Genomic DNA, 20,968 nt, shown 5'->3' with positions numbered 1-20,968 from the left:
TCCACAAACCGAAAGGAGAAAACATCATGGCAAAATCGCATCGCATGTTGAAATTGTTGGTCTGCTCCGTGCTGGTGGCCGCACCGCTGGCCCCACTCGCGGGGTATGCAGCCGAGGATAGGCACGAAACCACCGGCCAGTATGTGGATGACTCCGTCATCACCACCAAGGTAAAGGCCGCGATCTTTGGCGATAAAACGCTGAAAACGCTGCAGGTCACTGTCAAGACGTTCAAAGGGGTCGTCCAGTTGAGCGGCTTTGTCGATTCGGCCCAGAGTGCTGCAAGGGCTGGAGAGGTTGCCGGCAGCGTCGCAGGTGTCAAAGAGGTGAAAAACGACCTGGTTGTAAAATAACGGTATTCTATCAAGGGGGTTTGAAACCCGCTCCGGCGGGTTTTATTTATGGAATATGGGGGCGTCTCTTCGGTTAGCATGGCGAACCCTTTGGCTTCCAACCGCTTGGCGGCGACCAATACGAAAGAGAACTTATAAGGAGACAGATCATGAACAGAAAGATATATCAGGCAGCTTTCCCGGCCGCACTCATCGTTGCGATGGCGGCGTTTCTATCCGCTATTTTCTTCGCCGATGCAACCCCTTCTTTTGCCGCCTCCGGCAAAAAGAAACCAGCGGTGACGGCCAGGACCTCTGCTGTCGATTATACCGAAGCCAAAATAAAAGAGCTTCAGGGCGCTCTGAAGATTACCGGCGCCCAGGAGGGGTTGTGGAATAACCTCACCCTTGTGATGCGGGAAAATGCCAAGGACATGGACGCCATTACCAAGGACTATGGTGAAAAGACCAAAACCATGAATGCTGTCGAACGCATGAAATTCCACAGCCAGATCACCGAAGCCCATCTCAATCAGCAGAAGAAGCTGATCCCGCCCTTTGAGGCGCTCTATGCCAGCTTGTCCGATGACCAGAAAAAGACCACCGATACGATATTCCGAACCGGGAAACATGGAAAGCAGAGAATAAAATAATCGGGGCTGTTGATATCCAACGATTGACGCCAGTGTGGCGATTGGAATCGATCCAAACATGGAGCGACATTATGAAAATACCAGGTATAAGGAATTTCAGGTCCGTGGCGGGCAAGGTCATGATGGGGGTTGTTTTGGCCGTCATGGTCGGCAGTGTGAGCGTGACGCCGGCCAGGGGCGACGGTAATCGTGGCCGTGGGGAAAGGCATGACGACCGTCGTTACGAGAACAGAGGGCGGGGCTACGGCCGCGACCGCCACTATGTGCGAGGCGGGCGCGGGTATTATCGCCCCTATTATGGCTACCGGGAACGTGTCTATGTCGAGCCGCCGGTTGTCTATGCGCCGCCTCCGCCGCCGGGCATCCGCATTTTCCTCCCCCCCATCATCATTCGATAACCGTTAGGGGGCTCCAAGCCCGGTGCAACGCGGGAGAGCAGGACTATATGAAACGTATTGCCGTGCTGACCAGCGGGGGCGATGCCCCCGGCATGAACGCTGCCATACGGGCTGTCGTACGGACCGGACTCGCCAAAGGTTGGTGTATGTTTGGCGTCCGGCACGGGTACGCCGGCCTGATCGCCGGCGAGATCTTCACCTTGGGAGCACGGGATGTGGGCGGTATCATCCAACAGGGCGGCACCATGCTCGGCAGCGCTCGCTGCCCGGAATTCGAGACCGTTGAAGGGCGCATGAAAGCCCTGTCCCAACTGTGCCGGCATGAGATCGAAGCGTTGGTCGTTATCGGCGGCAATGGCTCCCAGGCAGGGGCGCACGCATTGTCCCTGCTCGGCTTCCCGGTGGTCGGGGTGGCTTCGACCATCGATAACGACCTCTATGGATCCGATGTCACCATCGGTGTGGATACGGCCCTGAACGTTTCGCTGGAGGCGATCGACCGGCTCAAGGTCACCGCTTCCTCCCACCACCGCGCATTCCTTGTCGAGGTGATGGGCCGCACCTGCGGCTACCTGGCCCTTATGGCCGCCATCGCCGGCGGGGCCGATGCGGTCATGATCCCCGAGAAAGAGACCGATCCGGAGGTCGTGGCCACTGAATTGCGTGTTGCTTACGACAACGGCAAGGCACACGCCATCGTGGTGGTTGCCGAAGGCGCCCGTTACAATGCCGAAGGAATGGCGCTCTACTTCCAGACTCACCGGGAGCGTTTGGGCTTCGAGTTGCGGATGACCCGGCTGGGACATGTGCAGCGGGGCGGCGCACCCGGTTCGTTTGACCGGCTGCTGGGCACCCTCCTCGGTGCGGCGGCAACGGAACGACTGGCCGACGGCAAACATGGGGAGTTGGTGGGACTGCTCAAGGGTGAAATCGCGGCCACCCCGCTTGCCGAAGTCGTCACCAACAGGAAAACGCTGGACCTGGGCCTGCTGAAACTTGCGCGGACATTGGCGCAATAGGGTGATAGAATAGAACAGTCTGTCGCTCTGGCGGAGATTCTTCCCTGACGCTGCAACGGACGAGAATCGCAGGACCCAAGGGGGAATAGAATGAAAATTGGCATTGTCGGAAGCGGTTTTGTCGGGGCGACGGCGGCGTACGCCATGGTGATGGAGGGCATCGGCCGGGAGATCGTGCTGGTGGACAAAAATGAAACCCGCAGCCGCGCCGAGGCCAACGATATCTACCACGCCGTCCCCTTTGCCCGGCCGCTGAAGGTGACCAGCGGCGCTTATGCCGACCTGAAGGGGAGCCGCGCCGTCATCATCGCTGCCGGCGTCAACCAGAAACCGGGGGAGAGCCGCTTGGAACTCCTGCAACGGAATTCCGCCGTGTTTCGTGCCGTTGTGCCGGAGGTCCTCGCCCATGCACCCGATGCCGTGCTGGTGATCGCCACCAACCCGGTGGATGTCATGACCCATCTGGCGGCGCGTTATGCGAAGGAGCACGGCGTTCCGTCAGGCAGGGTGCTCGGCTCCGGCACCATGCTCGATACCGCCCGCTTTCGCACCCTTTTGGGGAGTCACCTGGGGGTGGACCCGCACCATGTCCACGGCTACGTGCTGGGTGAGCATGGCGATTCCGAGGTTTTGACCTGGTCTCTCGTGACGGTTGGTGGGATACCGCTGGAAGAGTTTTGCCGCCTGCGGGGCGTCCGGTTTGATGCCGATCAGCGGCAGAGGATCGACCACGACGTGCGCAAGGCCGCCTACGCCATCATCGAAGGCAAGGGGGCCACCTATTACGGGATCGGCAGCGCCCTGGCGCGCATCGTCGATGCGATCCTCAGCGATCAACGGGCCATCCTCACCGTCTGCACCCCCCTGGCAGCGTCGTGGGGGGGAGGCGACGTGACCGTCTCGCTGCCGCATCTGGTGGGAGAGGCGGGCGTGCTGGCGACCTTTCCGCCGGTCCTGACACCTGGGGAGGAAGCTGCGCTCCAAGCCAGCGCCGGAGTGGTCCGCGGGGCAATCGAAGGGCTGGGTATGTCGCCCGCGGCATAGACGTCGCTATCATCAACGGGATACATCAACCTGAGGTAAGGAGCCGCGCCATGGGTAAACAGATCGAGATCAAATGGCTGCCGGAACCCGAGGAAAAAAACTACCCGGCGGCGGAGTCATACCTCACGCTCATCTATGACAAAATGACCGTTGAGGCGATCGTGAGCAAGCTGAAGTCAACCCCGGTCTCCCCGTTCAAGGCCAAGGACATATTCAGGGCGTCGGGGTTGTCGTTGCTGGGGATCAGCAATTCCCAGGTAGAGAAAGACCGCGGTAAAATCGAAGACGGAAAGTCGTTGTCGCCAATTCTGCTGGTAAGAGACGGTCGCAACGGCAAAGTCATTATTGCGGATGGTTACCACCGCATGTGTGCAGTCTATTCGTTCAACGAGGATGAATTGATCCCGTGCAAGATCGTCTGAATCGAGGCAGGCATGTCGAAGAGATACCGGGCAAACAATGAACGTATTGACGCCATCAATTCCTTCGGCAGATCCATCGGTAAACGGTCCGGGTTCAAGTGCGAATGGTGCGGGAGTACGGAAGATCTACGGGTATGGGATTACCAGCCCGGCCTGTCACCCAACATGGATACGCTCGCGATGCTCTGCCGCCATTGCCGGGAGCTAACCGGCGAGGCAAACAACGACCCCAACGAACTACGGTCGATCCGTAACGCTCTCTGGAGCAATATTCCGGCGGTGGCGGAAGGGGCCGCAACGGTATTGGCCCGGTGCAATGAAGCCTGGGCTCGGGATGCCATCAATCAGAGTTACCTGAAAAACGATATAATAGAAATGCTTTTGGGCAAATTCCACATAAGGAATAAGTGATGAAATCAAGACGCAAAGAGAAGGTGCTGCACGTTTTGCCAAGATGATGCCTTGAATCGTAATATGATATGCATCCAAAAGCCATCAGCGTGGTCCGCCATATAGTGCAGTTATGCCAAAGTTGAAGGGCTTTGTTGACGGTTTATTCTTTTACCTGCACGCCCTCTCTCAATTTATCCCTGTTCATTCAGCCTGTTGCATCCATGATGCCCTCTGGCCCACTTTGGCGTACTCGTTGCGATATACCTTTTAAGCCCGTGTGAGGGAGTACCGTTAAAAGGAGAATGTAATTATGAAAAAAATAACAGAACTACTGGCAGGGGGAGCGTTGATACTGGGGCTCAACACGGTGGCAAGCGCATATACTATCGATTACTCGCAGGCCGTACCCGAGCCCGGTACCATGGTACTACTCGGCATAGGCATGTTCGCGCTTGTCGTCTACAGTAAACGCCGCATGAACAATCTTGAAGCCTGACCCATACCGGCTGCAGTTTGGCGAATGAAGGCGCTGCGGATGCAACGCCTTCATTCGTTTTGGGCAGATATTACACTCATCGCACCGTCGGCCCGCAAGACTTACCCTGAACAGCCGTCAGCGTGGTCCGCCATATATGGCAATTATGCCAAATATGATGGATTTAGCTGTGGTTTTACCTCCAGCCCCACCCCGGTATTCCAAATTTATCCTTCATAATCAGCCTCTTGAACTCTCAAAACCCGCCGGAGGCCACTGGCATAGTAGTTGCGATTTCTCTTTTTGACAGCGCAAAAATACGATCGCGTCTTCCGTGAAAGCCTGGGCGAAAAGTTGCCTTCCAAAGGGCCGCCGCCGGACGATTGGTTAGCTTATACAAGGAGAAACACTATGCTAGGAACAGTTTTGATCGTCGTCGTGATTTTGATGGTGCTCGGTGCGCTGCCCACCTGGCCTCACAGCCGGCAGTGGGGGTACTACCCGAGCGGCGGGCTCGGCTTGATCCTTTTGATCTTGATCATTCTGTTGGTGCTTGGCCGGCTTTAGGCGTTCGAAACGTGCAGAAATTCGCAAAAGCGGTGTGGCGGGCATGGACCTGCCATTCTGCTAACCCAAAGACAGGAGGAACAACATGAAGAAGCTCATTTTTATGACAATGGCGATGGTTTCGGGGTTGGCGTTGTTTTCGGGCTGCGCCACCATGCACACATGGCCCGATTCGGAAAGAAATGCCGAGAACAAGATGGTTGTAATCCAGGAAAAGATTGGAGATGGTCTGAAAACCGGCGCGCTTTCCCCCGATCAATCCCAGATGTTTCTGAAGACGCTGAAGGGGATCCGGACAGATTACACGGAGTTGAGAGACAAAAAGGTCCCCGCGACCGAATGGAACAACCTCAATACAAGGCTTGATGTGCTTGGAGAAGAGATAAACAGGGCCTTTTCCCGTCCTGTGAAGATTGAGGAACCGATGAATGCGGACAGGATCGTCACACTCCAGAGGGGAATTGACGATGGAAGAACCAGCGGACGCTTGCCTCCGACAGAGGGAAGAGAGTATCAGGCCAGACTGGACTCCATTCGAAGAGAATATTTGCGGATGACGGAAGACGGCAGATTCGCTGCGTCCGGAGAGAGAGCAGACATTTCCCGGCGGCTTGATTCCCTGGAAAAGGATCTGAACAGGTACCGGTAGGTTCTCCCGAAACAAAGGCATATCAGAGAATGAAGGCAGGAATTAATGATATGCCGATAGCAATGTAAAGCTGTTATGGCTGTTGTGTTGTAAGCTTTCGTGGACCGTTGCTTACTCTTCATGCGATGTTTGGCAGCGAGTAAGCAACGGTTTTTAGAGGAGAGTTCTTGTTGTCTCGGAGGAGCTATGAAAAATGTACTCTCTATGACTGTTGTCGCGTCGTTCGCGGTTTTCATGCTTGCCGCGTGCATGCTGTCGCCAGGACCGGGGGGCTACGGCGTGGCCGTAACGCCCCTGGTGCCGCCTCTTCCGGCAATCGTCGAGTTGGATGCGGAACCGTACTACTACCAGAGCGGCTATCATTATTTCTACCAGAACAACCGCTGGCAGTATGCCACATCGCGGAACGGCCCCTGGACGGAGTTGCCCAGGTCCCACTGGCCACGAGAGATCCGATACCGGGGCAGAGGTGAACAGGGCGGGGAATTCAGACATGATCATGAGGGAAGATGACGCCCTGCGGGGGCATTGTCCTTGAATCGCAGAGACTTTCTGAAAACAGCGGCCCTTTCCGCAACAGGGCTGGCGACGGGCGGATGCGCAGCCAGCCTTCCGCTCAGATTGGACTCGGGCCTCGTCGCCAGCCTGAATCGCCTTCCCTACCACGGCCTGGCAGAGTCGCTTCCGATCAAACAGGACTACGAGGCCCGCATCGTCGGAAGAATACCTGACGATCTACGGGGGGCTCTCTACCGCAACGGCCCCGGTCTGTTCGAGCGAGCAGGTCTGCGCAAACGGACCATCCTTGACGGTGACGGTCTGATCCAGCACTTCCGCTTCCACGAGAACGGCGTCCACTACCGTTCGCGCTTCGTACAGACCGACAAATACAAGGCAGAGGCTGCGGCAGGGCGTTTTATCCACCCTTCCTGGAGCACCCAGGCGCCCGGTGGCTGGCCGGCCAATTTCTGGGTGACCGAGGGGCTCAAGAGCCAGGCAGGAATCACGATCTATCTGGTCAATGGAAAGCTCTACGCCTTTGACGAATCGTCGTACCCCTATGCGCTCGACCCGGCTACCCTTGAGACCATCGGTGAAACCTCCCTCGGCGTCCCTCCTGAGGACACCATCTATTCGGCCCATTCCAAGATCGATCCCCTGACCGGAGAATGGATGCATTTCGGTGTCCGGTACGGGGCCACCCCCGTGCTGCACATCACCGTATTCCTGCGCGACGGCCGGCTCAACTACCACCGCGCACTGGCAATGCCGCGCTTTGTCTATATCCACGACTGGTTCGCCTCCTCCCGTTATCTGATCATCAGCCTGCAGCCGGTGGAGATCGACTTCTGGCCGGCCCTGCTCGGTTTTCGCAGTATCTCCGACTCGCTGCGCTGGAGGCCTGAGAAGGGCAACCTGATCCTGGTGATCCCCCGCGACCCGGCACAGGCCCCCTTTCAGCTCGAAGCTCCAGCCTGCTTCATGTGGCACTCGATCAATGCCAGTGACGACAGGGTCGGGATCATCGCCGACTTCATCGGCTACGACAACCCGGACCATTTTGTCGGCAAAGACCCGGTCATCAGCGCCGTCATGCAGGGGCGCGAAGGGGAACACCGCTACCCGGGCCTCCTGCGGCGATATCGTATCGATATCGCTCGAAAACGGCTGACGATGGAACCCCTCTCCCCAGGGAGTTTCGAGTGGCCACGCATAGACCCGCGCCGCCTCTGCCATACCTACGGCCATGCCTGGATGGCCGAGGCCAGCACGGGCGCTTTTTTCTGGACCGGACTGGCCCGGCTCAGCATCCTGACCGGTCGCATTGACCGCATTGATTTCGGAGCAGGTACCTTTTGCAGCGAACCAATGTTTGTACCTCGACCGGGGGCGCTTCCCGAGGAAGGTTGGGTCCTGTCCGAATGTTACGACGGCGGAACCGGCAGAAGTTTTCTGGCGTTGCTGGATGCGGAACATATCCAGGACGGTCCGCTGGCATGCATCCATCTCCGGCACCACGTGCCGTTCAGCTATCACGGCTGGTGGCAGGCCGCCTGACCGGCGCCGGCACGCCCCCTGGATTGTGGATGCGAAAGGCTCTTCCCTCAACGGTATCCGTCATATATGGCAGCCATGTAAAATATGGCGGATTCCGCTGGCGGTTTCCCCATAGCCCAGTATGCGTTTTTCCTTTTAAAATAGGCCCATTAGGCTCGATGCTCCTGCAATTACTCTCTGGCTCGATTGTTGCGCTGTATCGTTCACAGAACACAATTTGATTGCAGGATCATTCGTGAAAATCAGACTTCACGTCAGTCTATAAATGAATAACGACGAAAGGTGTATTGCCATGGCTTACGGGAGTTCAGGCTGAGGCCGCAAGGTTTCCCTCGTCACTTCACATCATGCCACAAGGAAAAAATCCATGATCGATGCGACCATCACGATAACCGTGCCACCGGAAAAATGGAAAGAGGTCCTGCAAACCTTTACAGCGATACTCGGTCCGATTCGGCATGAGCAGGGGTGTATCAGCTGCAATTGCTACAGGGATGTCGAGGCTGAAAACGTTCTTTTCTTCAAGGAGGAGTGGAAGAGCAGCGAGGACCTGGGCACCCATCTGAGGTCCGCCCATTTCGGTGTTTTGATCGGTGCCATGAAGCTGCTCGACAAGGAGCCGGAGATCAGATTCAACACCATTTCCTCCTCGGCGGGGTTAGAGGCGATACAAACGGCACGGGCGTGTTGATAAGCGGCCAGTGGAGCCCATCGCACACCAGGGAAGAGATGTTGGAACGGTACGGTAAACTCCGTGCCGCCTTTTTTTGACAGATTCTAACAATCCGAACTTTTCCGATCCTTGGCATCGAATGGTAATTAGCCAGTTATCATGGACAGTGCCTCGTCAACGCAGACGAACCTTTTTCTTGCTTACCTGCTATCCCGGCACCGTCCGTCATATATGGCAGTTATGTTAAATATGATGGATGGCACTGACGGTTTCATCCGCCCCCAAAACCATCCCTTACCATTTACCACTGTACAATCGAATACTTGAATCCCCATAGCTCGCCGTTTTCCTCTGGCATGTTCGTTGCGATGTACCTTTCTTTGCAGAACATGAACAGGGTCGTACTTTCTGCAAGAGTTTGGTTGTTGTTATTCTAGGAGGTAGGCCATGAAAAAGCAGCACAGAGAACTTTACGAGTGGGAACTATTTGGCAGCGAAGAAACTTATCATCATGTCAGGGAGGCGCTAATGAAAACGACAAGTATTCTGTAACTGATTCTTGCCGTTGCCCGGATCGGCATCGCATCACCGACATCGGCGGCGGAGAAACCCGCAAACCACGTGGCGCTCAAGGTGGGAATTTATTCCCCCGGCCACTCTTTCGATCTTTGATAATTTCAACGGCGGCATCCAGAGGCGACCAGAAGCAACGCTCAAGCGCCTGCGGAAAGCAGGGCTTCGGCTAACGGATCAAGCGTCAAATCAAAAATAAGTGGGGAGGCATATCATGAAATCCAGCACGAAGGACAAAGCGCAAGGCGTGTTTCACCAAGTGGAAGGCAAGGTTAAGGAGATCGCCGGGAAAGTAAGCGATAATCCAAAGCTGGAAGCTGAAGGCACCAGCGAAAGGATAGCTGGCAAGGTCCAGGAAAAAATAGGACAAGTCAAGAAGGTTGTGGGGAAGTAGTGAGAACTGCATGCCCTGATGCCCGGACGGCACCTGCATAATACGCCACAAAACTCCGAAGGTCGTGAGCCTTCGGAGTAAAAGAGTTTAGAAATCGACCTGACACCAATGAAAAGGGGAACATACCATGAAAACACTCTATTCCATGTCTCTCGCGGCGGCAGTTGCAGCTTTGCTGGCACTCGGCGTTCCGGCACCGGCCTTTTCACAGATGATGGCTATGACCGCGAACGAGCATACTGCGATGCATGGACAGACGATGGAAATGGGCACTATGGACAAGATGGGCGACATGGTGGGCATGTGCGCCGAGCATGCCGACAAGATGGGACTTTCCGAAGATCAGACCATGAAGATGAAACCTCTCCATCGGGAAATGCAAAAGAAACAGGCAAGATTTAAGGCTGACCTGAAGATCGCAGAGATCGAGCTTATGGAAATCATGGACGTGAAGGATTTTGACCTGGAAAAGGCCGGCGCGGCGGTTAAAAAAATTGCCGACATAAAAACGGCCCATCATTTGGAAATGCTGAAAGGCATGAAAGAGATGAGGAGTATCCTGACGGACGAACAGTTTAAAAAAATGAATAAGATGATGTCCATGAAGATGGATGATAAAAAATCACCAAAGAAGAGAATGTTGAAGAAGTAACAATGAATCATTAAAGGAGGACTTGCCATGAATACACGCCATTCCATGTGTTAATGGTGAGGTGACACCATGAAAAAATTACTTTTGGGAACACTCATTTTTACGTTGGTTCAGGTAGTAACTCTTCCCGTGATGGCCGGGGTAGAGGTGGGCATCAGCATTTCCCTGCCCCCGCCCATAGTATTCGTCTCACCACCAGAGATGATAGTGATACCTGAAACCTATGTCTATGTCGTGCCTGACATAGATGCGGACATCTTTTTCTACAACGGCTGGTGGTGGCGTCCCTGGGACGGACGCTGGTATCGGTCACGGTTCTATGACTCGGGTTGGTCCTACTATCAGAGGACGCCATCCTTCTATACCGAAATACCGTCAGGTTGGAGGAATGACTACCGGAATCATCGCTGGGAAGGCCATCAATGGAACTACCGGCGCATACCCCACCAACAGGTCCAACGGAACTGGCGCAGCTGGGAAAAGAACAAGCATTGGGAGAAACAACAGACGTGGGGCGTCCAGGGTTTGAAACCCCGAGCGCGATCACAACAACCGTCTCAGACGGTCCAACCGAGATCCCAGGCACAACCGCAATCGCGAGAGGTCACCAGGCCTCAACAACAGCGGCCACAATCCCGGGAGGTCAGGCCGCAGCAATCCCGGCCGCAGTCCCAACCGGTAAAGCAGCAACCACGGGAGACGGCAAAACCGCAACAACAGAGACCGCAACCCCGAGCGGCGCAGCCGCAACAATTCCGGCCGCAATCTCAACCCGCAAGGCCACAATCACGGGAGGTGCAGCAGCCGCAACAACAGCGGCCGCAATCCCGGGAAGCTCAACCACAACACGTACAGCCGCAACGCCAGGAGACGCCACAACAATCCAGACCCCAGCAGGGAAAACCTGAAAGGGGCGGGGAAGAAAAACAGGACCGAAGGTAGGCAGATACCCTCTGAAAAGGAGAAAACAATGGACATGACAAAAGCATGGAGAATTTCTTCCTTCCTGATCGCGGCAACCTCCGCAGGCATGCTCTTCGGGTGTGCCAATTACGAGGTAAATACAAAGCGCGGCGATATACCTGGCCATTATATCCGTTACGAAATGCAGGAAGCGGATCGGGCGGTTGAGGCGGCGCGTCTGGCAGGAAAGGACAAGACCTGCCCTGCCGAATTCAAGGCCGCCGAGGATGCCAAGAACCACGCCTACGATGTATTCAGGGCATGCCACACCGAGGAGGGCGCCGCACTGGCAAAACAGGCTACCGCACTGGCTAATGCCCTCTGCCCTCCGCAAACAACCAGGGAAGTGACGCCCCAACCGGAGGAAGCCGCTATTCTCGCGGTCCCGGCCGCTGAACCGACCCCGGAGCGGATGAAATACTGCGTTTCCCTGGATATCGAGTTCGACATCAACAGGGCCGACATCCGTCCCCAGTATCACGATGAAGTCGCCAAGGTCGGCGAATTCATGAAAAGAAACCCGACGACCACCGCCACCATCGAGGGATATGCCGACGAAGTCGGCAGCGCCGATTACAACATGCAGCTTTCCCAGCGGCGCGCCGAGAGCGTGGTGAAGTCCCTGACGAATGATTTCGGCATCGATCCCTCCCGCCTCTCCGCCAAGGGGTACGGCAAAGCAAAACCGATCGCCGACAACGCGACCGACGCCGGGAAACAGAAAAATCGGCGTATCGAAGCCATCATCGACTGTGCTCTCGATGTCAAGGATCTCGCCCAGCCCGCCGAGAGGCTCTGCATGACCTTGAAGATGGAATTTGCTACGGATAGCGCAGAGATCAAACCCGGCTATTACGGCGAGATCGACGGGGTGGGCGAGTACATGAAGAAGTACCCGACGACCACCGCCGTGATCGAGGGGCATACCGACAACGTCGGAGCTCAGGATTACAACATGCAGCTCTCCCGGCAGCGGGCCGAAAACGTGGTGAACTACCTGGCGGATAAACATGGCATCGAACGCTCACGGCTTTCCGCCAAGGGATATGGCTCCACCCGTGCCATCGCCTATAACACCTCTCCCGAGGGGAGGCAGAAAAACCGTAGGATCAACGCCATCATCGACTGCGTGATCAAGAAGTAGTGCGAAGAGGCATCCGAAAAGGGCGTGCCGCGATACGCCCTTTCTCGCTTTTTGCCGCAAAGCGGTGCGGCATGGTAGTGGGTCGGAACTGCTTGGCAAGGTTACCGCTCAACAGAAAAGGAGAACATCATGGCTCAACTGCATCGCATCATGAAATTACTGGTTTGCATGGGGTTCATAACCGCTTTCCTGGGGTGCGCCGCCACGCAAAAGCATGAAAGCACCGGCCAGTATGTGGATGACTCGGTCATCACAACCAAGGTAAAGGCCGCCATATTTGACGAAGCAACGCTGAAAACGTTGCAGATCAATGTCAAGACATTCAAAGGGGTAGTACAGCTCAGCGGCTTTGTCGATTCGCAACAGAGCGTTACCAGGGCCGGTGAGGTCGCCGGCAAGGTTACTGGCGTCGAATCGGTGAAAAACGACCTGGTTGTGAAATAGCGGCACGATCCCAGATTTACGACCCGCTCCGGCGGGTTTTTTTCTGCACTGCCGGACGCCAAACAGGGGTAGTCAAAAACACCAAGAAACGGGGAGGATGCTATGCTGTGGACAATCTGTGTGATCCTGATCGTGTTATGGGTGCTGGGGATGGTTACGTCATATACCATGGGCGGCCTGATCCATATCCTGCTCGTAATTGCCATTGTCGTGGTGCTGGTGCGCATTATTCAAGGGCGAAAGGTCCTGTAGACCTCGAAAACCCAGGAACAAGGGAGCTTCTCAATGGCAATCGCCTCTGGCAAGAGCCTGACAACAACAGACGAGCTGCGCCGCCAGGCGGAAGAACGGTTGCGTGCGAAAGCGGCTGGAGTGGAGCCACCCCTGAGCGGGGAAGAGATGCAGAGGCTCGTTCACGAGCTTGAGGTCCACCAGATCGAGTTGGAGATGCAAAATGCGGAGTTGCGCCAGGCAAGGGACGAGATTGAAAAGGCCCTGGAACGGTATACCGACCTCTACGATTTTGCCCCGATCGGCTACTTCAACCTCGACGGCGCCGGGGTTATCCGCGCCGCGAACCTGGGCGGTGCCAGCCTTCTCGGGATAGAGCGCTCGCTGCTCATGGGCAGACGCTTCGACCAGTTCGTCGCCGGCGAAGCCCGTCCGCACTTTGCCGCATTCCTCCGCAAGGTGTTTGCGAGCCGGGTCAGGGAGTCCTGTGAGACGACGCTCGCGGCGGGGGATAATCCTCCAATCTTCGTGCAGATCGAGGCCGATGCCTTCGGGGTGGGGAGGGGGTGCCGCGCTGCGGTCATCGACATTACCGGGCGCAGACGTGCCGAAGAGGCGCTCGCCGAAAAACGACGGGAACTTGAAGAACTCAATCGCTCCCTGGAGATGCGCATCTCCGGGGCCGTGGACGATCTGCGCCAAAAGGACCAGATGCTGATCCTGCAGGACCGCCGGGCCGTTATGGGCGAGATGATCAACAATATCGCCCATCAATGGCGACAGCCGTTGAATACGCTCGGCCTCTACCTACAGGAGCTGCCGATCGTCTACGACACAGGCACATTCAGCAAGGAGTTTCTGGAAGAAAATGTTGCAAAGAGCATGGATGTAATCCTGCATATGTCCCGGACCATCGACGACTTCAGGAATTTTTTCAGGTCCGACAAGGAACCGTCCACCTTTGACGTTAATCAGGTGATCGTGCGCACGCTCTCCCTCATCGAAAAGAGCTTTCAGGATCAGCGGATAACTGTCGATTTTCAGGCGGGAGAAAATCCAATGGTCAGCGGCTATCCCAACGAATACGCCCAAGTGCTCCTGAATATCCTGATGAACGCTCGGGATGCGCTGGTCGGGCACAAGGTCAGCGACGCCCTGATTTCGATCCGCTCCCTTGCGGAAGGGGACGCATCGGTGGTCACCATAACTGATAACGGCGGCGGCATCGCCGACGAGATCATAAGCAGATTGTTTGAACCCTACTTTACCACCAAGTCGTCTGACAATGGAATCGGGATCGGCCTTTTCATGTCCAAGGCCATCATCGAGAAAAGTATGGGAGGACAGCTTACGGTACGCAATACCGGGAGCGGCGCGGAGTTCAGAATCCAGATTTGACGTGGCTGCCGTCCCATGGCTGACACGAATTTACGAGGTTGTGGCTATGCCGGAAAAAGGGAACGAACACCAGATCCTCCTCGCCAACGCCGAACTGAAGCGGCAAGTCGCCCTGCTGGAAAAAACGCTATTGGAAAAGGATAGTGCCCTGGCGACGCTGCAGGATTCCGAGAAGCGCTACCGGCGGCTCTTTGAATCAGCCAAGGATGGTATCCTGATCCTCGATGCCGATTCGGGCAAGGTGGTTGACGTCAATCCATTCCTGATACGGCTGCTCGGTTACTCGTACGAGGAAATATGCGGGAAATATATCTGGGAGGTCGGCAAATTCAAAGACATCGCTGCCTCTCGCGAGGCTTTCCGGGTACTACAGGACAACGAATACATCCGTTACGAGGATCTGCCCCTGAAAGCCTGCGATGGTAAGCCCATTTCCGTGGAGTTTGTCAGCAATGTTTACCTGGTGGACGGCGGCAAGGTGATTCAGTGCAACATCCGCGACATTACCGCGCGCAAGCGGGTCGAAAAGGCCTTGGCGGAGAGCGAGGCCAAGACGCGCAGCATCCTCGACAATATCGCCATCGGCGTAGCCCTCATCAATCCAGAGATGGAGCTCCTTGAGTTGAACCGCCAGATGCGCGAATGGTTCCCTGCCATCGACCTGGGGCAGCGCAGCATCTGCTACCATGCGTTCAACGAACCGCCCCTCGATGCCGTGTGTGACGACTGTCCAACCCAGAAGACACTACGGGACGGCCTGGTCCACGAGGGTACAACGAAAAAGCATCAAACACACAGAGGCGGCGTGCGTAACTATCGCATCGTTTCATCACCGATCCTCAGTTCGTCCGGCGAGGTGGAGGCGGTGATCGAACTGGTTGAGGACATCACCGAGAAACTTTCCCTGGAGTCCCAGTTCCGCCAGTCTCAGAAGATGGAGGCGGTCGGCCTTCTGGCTGGCGGCGTGGCCCACGATTACAACAATATGCTCAGCGTGATCCTCGGCCAGACGGAACTGGCCATGAACAAGGTGGACCCGGACCAACCGCTGCATGCCAACCTTGAGGAAATTTTCAAGGCGGCACAACGCTCCACGGATATCACCCGGCAATTGTTGGCGTTCGCCCGCAAGCAGACCATCATGCCCGTGGTGTTCGACCTGAACCAGAACGTGGAGAGCATGATCACCATGCTCAGGCGGCTCATGGGCGAGGACATCGACCTGGCCTGGCTGCCCGAGAAGGGGCTCTGCCCGGTCATGATGGACCCGGTGCAGGTCAACCAGATCCTGGCCAATCTTTGCGTCAATGCCCGGGATGCCATTGACGATGTCGGCAAGGTCACTATCGAAACGGAATACGCCTATTTTGACGAGGCATACTGCGCTCAACACGCCGGGTTCCTCGTAGGAGACTACGTGCTGCTAGCCGTCAGCGACGATGGGTACGGCATGGACAAGGAAACTCTCGGCCAAATCTTCGAACCGTTTTTCACGAGCAAGGAGTTGGGCCATGGGACCGGCCTGGGGCTATCGACGGTGTATGGTATCGTCAAGCAGAACAACGGATTCATCAATGTCTACAGCGAACCGGGCAAAGGAACGACCTTTAGAATCTACCTGCCCCGCTACGCCGACCAAGCTGTTGTTTCCCCTCGGGGGAAGAAGGCACAAATTCCCAGGGGCCATGGCGAGACGGTGCTGGTGGTGGAGGACGAACCGGCAATTTTGACGGTGGAAAAAATGATGCTGGAAGAATTGGGGTACCGGGTGTTGGTTGCGGGCGCGCCGGGAGAGGCCGTTGCGCTGTTTGAGGAACATGCTTGCGAGATACATCTCGTCATCACCGATGTCGTCATGCCGGATATGAATGGCCGGGACTTGGCGAAACGGCTGTTATCCCTGTACCCCGGCGTGAAGATCCTGTTCATGTCCGGCTATACGGCCGACGTGATCGCCCACCGGGGGGTGCTGGACGAGGGGGTAAACTTCATCCAGAAGCCTTTTTCCATGAAGGACCTGGCCGTCAAGGTGCAAGAGGCACTACTGGACAGGTGAGGGGAACAGGTCGCTGTCAGCGGTTAGTGGCGCGGAGTTGCGGATCTGATGTTTGGCCGGCTGGAGTCCCGCAACGGTTGCTGTGGTGGATCGAACCGAATCATGAACAGACGACGCGATGCATATCGGGCCATGGCCCGCCTCTTCGATTTCCTGCAACGGGTGACGCGCGGATTCATACATAACCAGGGCCTTTTGCTGTCCGGCGCTATCGCCTACTATACCCTGCTGTCGATCATCCCCCTGTCAATCCTTGCCCTTACCGTCCTGACCCATTTTATCGAAGAGCAGCAGTTGATCCATACCCTGTCGACGTATCTGGAAATGGTGATCCCCGGCTATGCGACAACATTGACCGAGCAGGTGCGGGCATTCCTTGAGCACCGCACGGTGGTCGGTATCATAGGTGGTATCGGCATGTTGTTTTTCGGTTCTACCGCCTTTTCCATGCTGGAAAATGCCATGATGGTAATTTTTTCCCAGCGGGCTAAGACCCAACGCCGTAACTTTTTTGTCTCCGCAATCATACCCTATGTGTACATCTTTTTGATCGGCCTGGGGGTCGTGCTGGTATCGTTTGTCGTGGGGGCAATCGAGACGCTGGAAAACAGGCCCGTGGCCATGTTCGGGGGGAGTCTGAACCTTGGGGGCGCCACCGGGGCGGCGCTCTATATCCTGGGGATAGGCGGCGAGGTGCTGATGCTCAGTTCCATCTATCTGGTGATGCCGGCTGAGCGGGTCAGGTTTCGTCACGCGCTCATCGGTGGAATAACCGCAACACTCCTCTGGGAGATTACCCGCCGGGTGCTGATCTGGTATTACTCTGTAGTGACCATGGTTAACGTTATTTACGGCACCATCGCCATCACGGTGGTTGCCCTTATCAGTATGCAGGCTGTAGCAATAATCGTGCTGTTGGGAGCCCAGGTTATTGCGGAACTGGAGAGCAGACCTGGAACATCGGCCGACGGCTAGTAATCGGGATTTCAGGAGGGTATCTTCATGAGCGACGAAACGAAGACCAGGGGCATGGGGGCGATACCTCATACAGGCGGGGTCGGATTCCGCGTGTGGGCGCCCCATGCACAATACGTATCCGTCATAGGGACGTTCAACGGGTGGGACGGTGACAAACATCCCCTGCAAGCCGAAGAAAACGGCTATTGGTACGCCGATGTGACCGAGGCCAATGTGGGCGATCAGTACAAGTTCCTGCTGACCACCGCAGCGGGCACGCTCAAACGCATCGACCCGTATGCCCGCGAGGTGACCAATTCGGTCGGCAACGCCATCGTTCACGACCCGAACTTCGATTGGCAGGGTGACGACTTCCGGGCTGCACCGTGGAACGAGCTCGTCATCTACGAACTGCATGTCGGCACGTTCAACGATCAGGAGGATAACGACCATCCGGGTAAGTTCGCATCGGTAACGGCGCGGCTGGAGCATTTGAAGAAGCTCGGCGTCAATGCGATCCAGATCATGCCGGTGAGCGAGTTTGCGGGAGAACGGTCATGGGGCTACAACCCCGCCCATATCTTTTCCGTTGAGCTCGCCTATGGAGGCCCCCTGGCATTTAAGCGGTTCATCAAACATGCCCACGAACAGGGCATCGCGGTGATCCTCGACGTCGTCTATAACCACCTGGGGCCGAGCGACCTCGATCTTTGGCAGTTCGACGGCTGGTCCGAGAACAACCTCGGCGGGATCTACTTCTTCAACGACGTCCGGGCGCACACACCGTGGGGGGATACCCGGCCCGACTACGGGCGTGACGAGGTGCGTGAATTCATCCGCGACAACGTCTTCATGTGGCTCGAAGAGTATCATGTCGACGGCATACGCTTCGACTGCACCCAGTTCATCCGCACCGTCGACGGTTCCTGCGACCATGACCTGCCCGAAGGGTGGAGCCTGCTCCAGTGGCTCAACGACCAGATCGATCAAAAATTCGCCGGCCTGATCACGATCGCGGAGGACTTGCAGAACAACAAATGGCTTACCAAGGATGTCGGGGCCGGGGGGGCCGGGTTCGCCGCCCAGTGGGATTCCAACTTCGTCCACCCGATCCGTCTGGCAGTAATCACTTCCCAGGACGAGCAACGCTCGCTCGACGCCATCCGCGACGCCATCTGTTTCCACTACAACGAGGATAGCTTTGACCGTGTCATCTACAGCGAATCCCACGACGAGGTAGCGAATGGCAAGGAGCGCATACCCCAAGAAATCAACCCGAACGACCCCAAGGGGTGGTACGCGCGGAAGCGTTCGACATTGGCGGCTGCCATGGTTTTTACGGCTCCCGGCATCCCCATGCTCTTCCAAGGGCAGGAGTTTCTCGAAGGAGAATGGTTCCGAGACACGGTCCCCCTGGACTGGGATCAGCGGGACGAGTTCCATGGCATCGTTCGGCTGTACCGCGACCTCATCCGACTGCGTCTCAATTGCGGCGGTTTTACCCGCGGCCTCTGCGGGCAGTTCACCCAGGTCTATCACCTGCACGACGAGCGCAAGGTCATCGCCTTTCACCGGTGGGACAAGGGGGGACCGGCGGACGACGTGGTGGTCGTTGCCAACTTTTTCCGCGAGCCGCAGGATGGCTACGTTATCGGCTTTCCGGCCGCAGGCACGTGGAAGCTCCGTTTCAACAGCGATTGGCAAGGCTACAGCGATGACTTTCAAAGTCATCCGAGTACCGATGTGGTTGCCGACCCGGGTGAGTGCGACGGGTTACCCTGCCATGCCGCTTTTTCTATTGGCCCTTATAGCGTGCTGATCTTTTCGCAATGAACAAAGGAGTAAACATATGAAGGTATGGATATTTTTAGTGACTGTTCTCCTGACGGCGACAACCGCCTTTGGCACCGGGCAGAGCGACATCCTCGGCACCTGGAAAACCGATGGGGGCGATTCGCTGCTGGAATTTTTCAAATGCGGGGATAAAATCTGCGGGAAAATTGTCTGGCTGAAAGCGCCGAGCTACATCGACAGGAAGGATGGGCCGGTCGGGACGATAAAGGTCGACAGGAAAAATCCCAACCCGGCGTTGAGGACGCGCCCTGTTCTCGGCTTGGAGGTAATGAAAGGGCTCACCCCCAAGGGCGCCAACCGGTGGGGAAACGGGGCCTGCTATGATCCTGAAACCGGTAAGAGCTACAAGTGCAAAATGTATCTGAAATCGCCGAAACGGATGGAACTGCGCGGCTATATCGGGATTTCCCTCATTGGCCGCACCTTTGCCCTGACCCGTTAGGAAATTTCGTATCCATTGCATTAACAGGTTTTGTGCGGGATACTCTCTTTGGATATTTTCCCACGCCAGAGAGGTGGCAATTAATGGACAAGAAGATATACTTGAGCATCATGGCCGCCTTTGTCACGGCAGCGGCAATCTGGCTGTTCGCCCTGCTGGCGGCCCCAATCGCCAAACCGCTGACATGGGCGCTGATCATCGGTATCGCGACCCTTCCCCATCACGACCGGCTGGTCAGGAGCTTTCCCGGCCACCCCGGACGCTCTGCCGGGTTGATGGTTCTCGCAATAACCGTTTGTTTTATCCTGCCGGTTGCGGGTCTGATCGTCTTGGTCGTGCAAAACGCCGCCGACTGGTATTCGGAAGGCGAGCGGCTCGTTCTGGCATTTTCGACGACCGGGGCGGGCGCACTCAGCCATTTTCCGTTCGCAAACGAGATAACGGCCATAGGAGAGCGGTTCGGCATCGATTTCTCCGGTTTCGCCGCAAAACTGGCTGCCGGCGCTTCGGGGTATCTCCTTGATGTGGCGACCAACACCGCAAAGAACATCGGAGAACTCCTCTTCACCCTGGCGGTGGCGCTGTTCATGCTCTTCTTCATCTACCGTGACGGCGACAGGATCGTGTCGGTTGCCATCGCCCGGTTGGCAACAAATCAGGACAATGTGCGCCGCTATTGTTCCGAAATTCGCGCCACCGTTACCGCCGTGACCGTCGGAACGATCTTTACCTGCCTGGTGCAGGGTGTAACCGCCGGCCTCGGGTATGTTGTCGCCGGGATTCCGGCCCCGGTTCTCTGCGGTGCGCTGACGGCCCTGGCGGCGCTCGTGCCGGTTGTCGGCACCGGCATTGTCTGGGTGCCGCTCGTTGCCCTTGCCGCCATCAACGGCGCTTATCTCAAGGCGGGACTCCTGGCGCTCTGGTGCGTGTTTTTCGTGGGTCTTGCCGATAATGCGATACGTCCCCTTGCCATTGGGGCAAAGAGCACAGTTCATATACCTATCCCGGCGGTTGTGCTCGGAGCGATCTGCGGGGTGTTTGCCCTGGGGATTCTCGGCCTTATCGTGGGTCCTGTCCTCTTTGCGATCCTCATCACCGTTTGGCGGGATGTCATGGGTATCGGATCGTTGCATGAGCAGGCTTGAATTCAACCATCTGGTTCCGAAGACCGCTACGT

Annotated in this window: 24 protein-coding genes; all 24 read left to right on the top strand. The window is 56.5% G+C overall.

The genetic code is table 11. From position 1 onward, the window contains the following. Positions 1 to 26: 26 nt before the first annotated feature. The 24 genes from F6V25_RS15365 to F6V25_RS15250 all read left to right on the top strand — a co-directional run bounded on the left by F6V25_RS15365 (position 27) and on the right by F6V25_RS15250 (position 20,936). Positions 27 to 353, top strand: coding sequence for a BON domain-containing protein (locus tag F6V25_RS15365; protein ID WP_151129504.1), 327 nt, complete (start codon positions 27 to 29; stop codon positions 351 to 353). A 149-nt stretch (positions 354 to 502) separates the two neighbouring features. After that, the gene (locus F6V25_RS15360; RefSeq protein ID WP_151129503.1) at positions 503 to 985 is read left to right on the top strand and encodes a Spy/CpxP family protein refolding chaperone; all 483 of its coding nucleotides are present in this window, start codon (positions 503 to 505) and stop codon (positions 983 to 985) included. 71 nt (positions 986 to 1,056) lie between these two features. Next, a complete protein-coding gene (locus F6V25_RS15355; RefSeq protein ID WP_151129502.1) occupies positions 1,057 to 1,383 on the top strand; it encodes a hypothetical protein in 327 nt (108 codons plus the stop codon). 47 nt (positions 1,384 to 1,430) lie between these two features. Beyond that, positions 1,431 to 2,402: an ATP-dependent 6-phosphofructokinase gene (locus tag F6V25_RS15350; RefSeq protein ID WP_151129501.1), complete on the top strand. Its 972-nt coding sequence runs from the start codon at positions 1,431 to 1,433 to the stop codon at positions 2,400 to 2,402. Between the two features lie 90 nt (positions 2,403 to 2,492). Next, on the top strand, positions 2,493 to 3,446 hold the full coding sequence (locus F6V25_RS15345; RefSeq protein WP_151129500.1) for an L-lactate dehydrogenase: 954 nt from the start codon (positions 2,493 to 2,495) through the stop codon (positions 3,444 to 3,446). 50 nt (positions 3,447 to 3,496) lie between these two features. Beyond that, on the top strand, positions 3,497 to 3,868 hold the full coding sequence (locus F6V25_RS15340) for a hypothetical protein (protein ID WP_151129499.1): 372 nt from the start codon (positions 3,497 to 3,499) through the stop codon (positions 3,866 to 3,868). Between the two features lie 12 nt (positions 3,869 to 3,880). Then, positions 3,881 to 4,279, top strand: a complete 399-nt coding sequence (locus F6V25_RS15335; RefSeq protein ID WP_151129498.1) for a hypothetical protein — start codon at positions 3,881 to 3,883, stop codon at positions 4,277 to 4,279. 292 nt (positions 4,280 to 4,571) lie between these two features. Further along, on the top strand, positions 4,572 to 4,757 hold the full coding sequence (locus tag F6V25_RS15330) for a PEP-CTERM sorting domain-containing protein (protein WP_151129497.1): 186 nt from the start codon (positions 4,572 to 4,574) through the stop codon (positions 4,755 to 4,757). Positions 4,758 to 5,147: 390 nt separating this feature from the next. Then, positions 5,148 to 5,303: a DUF3309 family protein gene (locus tag F6V25_RS15325; RefSeq protein WP_151129496.1), complete on the top strand. Its 156-nt coding sequence runs from the start codon at positions 5,148 to 5,150 to the stop codon at positions 5,301 to 5,303. A gap of 85 nt (positions 5,304 to 5,388) precedes the next feature. After that, positions 5,389 to 5,952, top strand: coding sequence for a hypothetical protein (locus F6V25_RS15320; RefSeq protein ID WP_151129495.1), 564 nt, complete (start codon positions 5,389 to 5,391; stop codon positions 5,950 to 5,952). 186 nt (positions 5,953 to 6,138) lie between these two features. Then, entirely contained in the window at positions 6,139 to 6,465 is a 327-nt protein-coding gene (locus tag F6V25_RS15315; protein WP_151129494.1) for a hypothetical protein, read from the top strand. Between the two features lie 21 nt (positions 6,466 to 6,486). Next, complete coding sequence (locus F6V25_RS15310) at positions 6,487 to 8,010, top strand: carotenoid oxygenase family protein (RefSeq protein ID WP_151129493.1); 1,524 nt, start codon at positions 6,487 to 6,489, stop codon at positions 8,008 to 8,010. Positions 8,011 to 8,377: 367 nt separating this feature from the next. Next, positions 8,378 to 8,701, top strand: coding sequence for a putative quinol monooxygenase (locus F6V25_RS15305; RefSeq protein ID WP_151129492.1), 324 nt, complete (start codon positions 8,378 to 8,380; stop codon positions 8,699 to 8,701). 769 nt (positions 8,702 to 9,470) lie between these two features. After that, complete coding sequence (locus tag F6V25_RS15300; RefSeq protein WP_151129491.1) at positions 9,471 to 9,650, top strand: CsbD family protein; 180 nt, start codon at positions 9,471 to 9,473, stop codon at positions 9,648 to 9,650. A 127-nt stretch (positions 9,651 to 9,777) separates the two neighbouring features. After that, positions 9,778 to 10,302, top strand: a complete 525-nt coding sequence (locus F6V25_RS15295) for a Spy/CpxP family protein refolding chaperone (RefSeq protein ID WP_151129490.1) — start codon at positions 9,778 to 9,780, stop codon at positions 10,300 to 10,302. 976 nt (positions 10,303 to 11,278) lie between these two features. Next, positions 11,279 to 12,409 (top strand): OmpA family protein, encoded by a 1,131-nt coding sequence (locus tag F6V25_RS15290; RefSeq protein ID WP_246167068.1) that lies wholly within the window; start codon positions 11,279 to 11,281, stop codon positions 12,407 to 12,409. 129 nt (positions 12,410 to 12,538) lie between these two features. Continuing rightward, complete coding sequence (locus F6V25_RS15285; RefSeq protein WP_151129488.1) at positions 12,539 to 12,853, top strand: BON domain-containing protein; 315 nt, start codon at positions 12,539 to 12,541, stop codon at positions 12,851 to 12,853. A gap of 102 nt (positions 12,854 to 12,955) precedes the next feature. Continuing rightward, complete coding sequence (locus F6V25_RS15280) at positions 12,956 to 13,105, top strand: lmo0937 family membrane protein (protein ID WP_151129487.1); 150 nt, start codon at positions 12,956 to 12,958, stop codon at positions 13,103 to 13,105. Between the two features lie 33 nt (positions 13,106 to 13,138). Continuing rightward, on the top strand, positions 13,139 to 14,482 hold the full coding sequence (locus F6V25_RS15275; protein WP_151129486.1) for a sensor histidine kinase: 1,344 nt from the start codon (positions 13,139 to 13,141) through the stop codon (positions 14,480 to 14,482). Between the two features lie 46 nt (positions 14,483 to 14,528). Beyond that, the gene (locus tag F6V25_RS15270) at positions 14,529 to 16,538 is read left to right on the top strand and encodes a hybrid sensor histidine kinase/response regulator (RefSeq protein ID WP_191966227.1); all 2,010 of its coding nucleotides are present in this window, start codon (positions 14,529 to 14,531) and stop codon (positions 16,536 to 16,538) included. Between the two features lie 102 nt (positions 16,539 to 16,640). Continuing rightward, positions 16,641 to 17,513, top strand: a complete 873-nt coding sequence (locus F6V25_RS15265) for a YihY/virulence factor BrkB family protein (protein ID WP_151129484.1) — start codon at positions 16,641 to 16,643, stop codon at positions 17,511 to 17,513. Positions 17,514 to 17,540: 27 nt separating this feature from the next. Beyond that, positions 17,541 to 19,328 carry an alpha-amylase family glycosyl hydrolase gene (locus F6V25_RS15260; RefSeq protein WP_218043560.1) on the top strand — a complete coding sequence of 596 codons (1,788 nt, stop codon included), beginning with the start codon at positions 17,541 to 17,543 and terminating at the stop codon, positions 19,326 to 19,328. Between the two features lie 16 nt (positions 19,329 to 19,344). Further along, on the top strand, positions 19,345 to 19,791 hold the full coding sequence (locus F6V25_RS15255; protein WP_151129483.1) for a DUF2147 domain-containing protein: 447 nt from the start codon (positions 19,345 to 19,347) through the stop codon (positions 19,789 to 19,791). Between the two features lie 83 nt (positions 19,792 to 19,874). Further along, complete coding sequence (locus tag F6V25_RS15250; protein ID WP_151129482.1) at positions 19,875 to 20,936, top strand: AI-2E family transporter; 1,062 nt, start codon at positions 19,875 to 19,877, stop codon at positions 20,934 to 20,936. Positions 20,937 to 20,968: the final 32 nt, after the last annotated feature.

This window comes from Oryzomonas japonica, from assembly GCF_008802365.1.
Taxonomy (GTDB): Bacteria; Desulfobacterota; Desulfuromonadia; order Geobacterales; family Pseudopelobacteraceae; genus Oryzomonas; species Oryzomonas japonica.
Note: the sequence above shows the minus strand (reverse complement) of the source record. Positions and strands in the feature narration are given on the sequence as shown.

Coding starts and splice junctions, on each gene's coding strand:
- F6V25_RS15365 (WP_151129504.1), top strand. CDS start 27: ATGGCAAAATCGCATCGCATGTTGAAATTGTTGGTCTGCTCCGTGCTG.
- F6V25_RS15360 (WP_151129503.1), top strand. CDS start 503: ATGAACAGAAAGATATATCAGGCAGCTTTCCCGGCCGCACTCATCGTT.
- F6V25_RS15355 (WP_151129502.1), top strand. CDS start 1,057: ATGAAAATACCAGGTATAAGGAATTTCAGGTCCGTGGCGGGCAAGGTC.
- F6V25_RS15350 (WP_151129501.1), top strand. CDS start 1,431: ATGAAACGTATTGCCGTGCTGACCAGCGGGGGCGATGCCCCCGGCATG.
- F6V25_RS15345 (WP_151129500.1), top strand. CDS start 2,493: ATGAAAATTGGCATTGTCGGAAGCGGTTTTGTCGGGGCGACGGCGGCG.
- F6V25_RS15340 (WP_151129499.1), top strand. CDS start 3,497: ATGGGTAAACAGATCGAGATCAAATGGCTGCCGGAACCCGAGGAAAAA.
- F6V25_RS15335 (WP_151129498.1), top strand. CDS start 3,881: ATGTCGAAGAGATACCGGGCAAACAATGAACGTATTGACGCCATCAAT.
- F6V25_RS15330 (WP_151129497.1), top strand. CDS start 4,572: ATGAAAAAAATAACAGAACTACTGGCAGGGGGAGCGTTGATACTGGGG.
- F6V25_RS15325 (WP_151129496.1), top strand. CDS start 5,148: ATGCTAGGAACAGTTTTGATCGTCGTCGTGATTTTGATGGTGCTCGGT.
- F6V25_RS15320 (WP_151129495.1), top strand. CDS start 5,389: ATGAAGAAGCTCATTTTTATGACAATGGCGATGGTTTCGGGGTTGGCG.
- F6V25_RS15315 (WP_151129494.1), top strand. CDS start 6,139: ATGAAAAATGTACTCTCTATGACTGTTGTCGCGTCGTTCGCGGTTTTC.
- F6V25_RS15305 (WP_151129492.1), top strand. CDS start 8,378: ATGATCGATGCGACCATCACGATAACCGTGCCACCGGAAAAATGGAAA.
- F6V25_RS15300 (WP_151129491.1), top strand. CDS start 9,471: ATGAAATCCAGCACGAAGGACAAAGCGCAAGGCGTGTTTCACCAAGTG.
- F6V25_RS15295 (WP_151129490.1), top strand. CDS start 9,778: ATGAAAACACTCTATTCCATGTCTCTCGCGGCGGCAGTTGCAGCTTTG.
- F6V25_RS15290 (WP_246167068.1), top strand. CDS start 11,279: ATGACAAAAGCATGGAGAATTTCTTCCTTCCTGATCGCGGCAACCTCC.
- F6V25_RS15285 (WP_151129488.1), top strand. CDS start 12,539: ATGGCTCAACTGCATCGCATCATGAAATTACTGGTTTGCATGGGGTTC.
- F6V25_RS15280 (WP_151129487.1), top strand. CDS start 12,956: ATGCTGTGGACAATCTGTGTGATCCTGATCGTGTTATGGGTGCTGGGG.
- F6V25_RS15275 (WP_151129486.1), top strand. CDS start 13,139: ATGGCAATCGCCTCTGGCAAGAGCCTGACAACAACAGACGAGCTGCGC.
- F6V25_RS15270 (WP_191966227.1), top strand. CDS start 14,529: ATGCCGGAAAAAGGGAACGAACACCAGATCCTCCTCGCCAACGCCGAA.
- F6V25_RS15265 (WP_151129484.1), top strand. CDS start 16,641: ATGAACAGACGACGCGATGCATATCGGGCCATGGCCCGCCTCTTCGAT.
- F6V25_RS15260 (WP_218043560.1), top strand. CDS start 17,541: ATGAGCGACGAAACGAAGACCAGGGGCATGGGGGCGATACCTCATACA.
- F6V25_RS15255 (WP_151129483.1), top strand. CDS start 19,345: ATGAAGGTATGGATATTTTTAGTGACTGTTCTCCTGACGGCGACAACC.
- F6V25_RS15250 (WP_151129482.1), top strand. CDS start 19,875: ATGGACAAGAAGATATACTTGAGCATCATGGCCGCCTTTGTCACGGCA.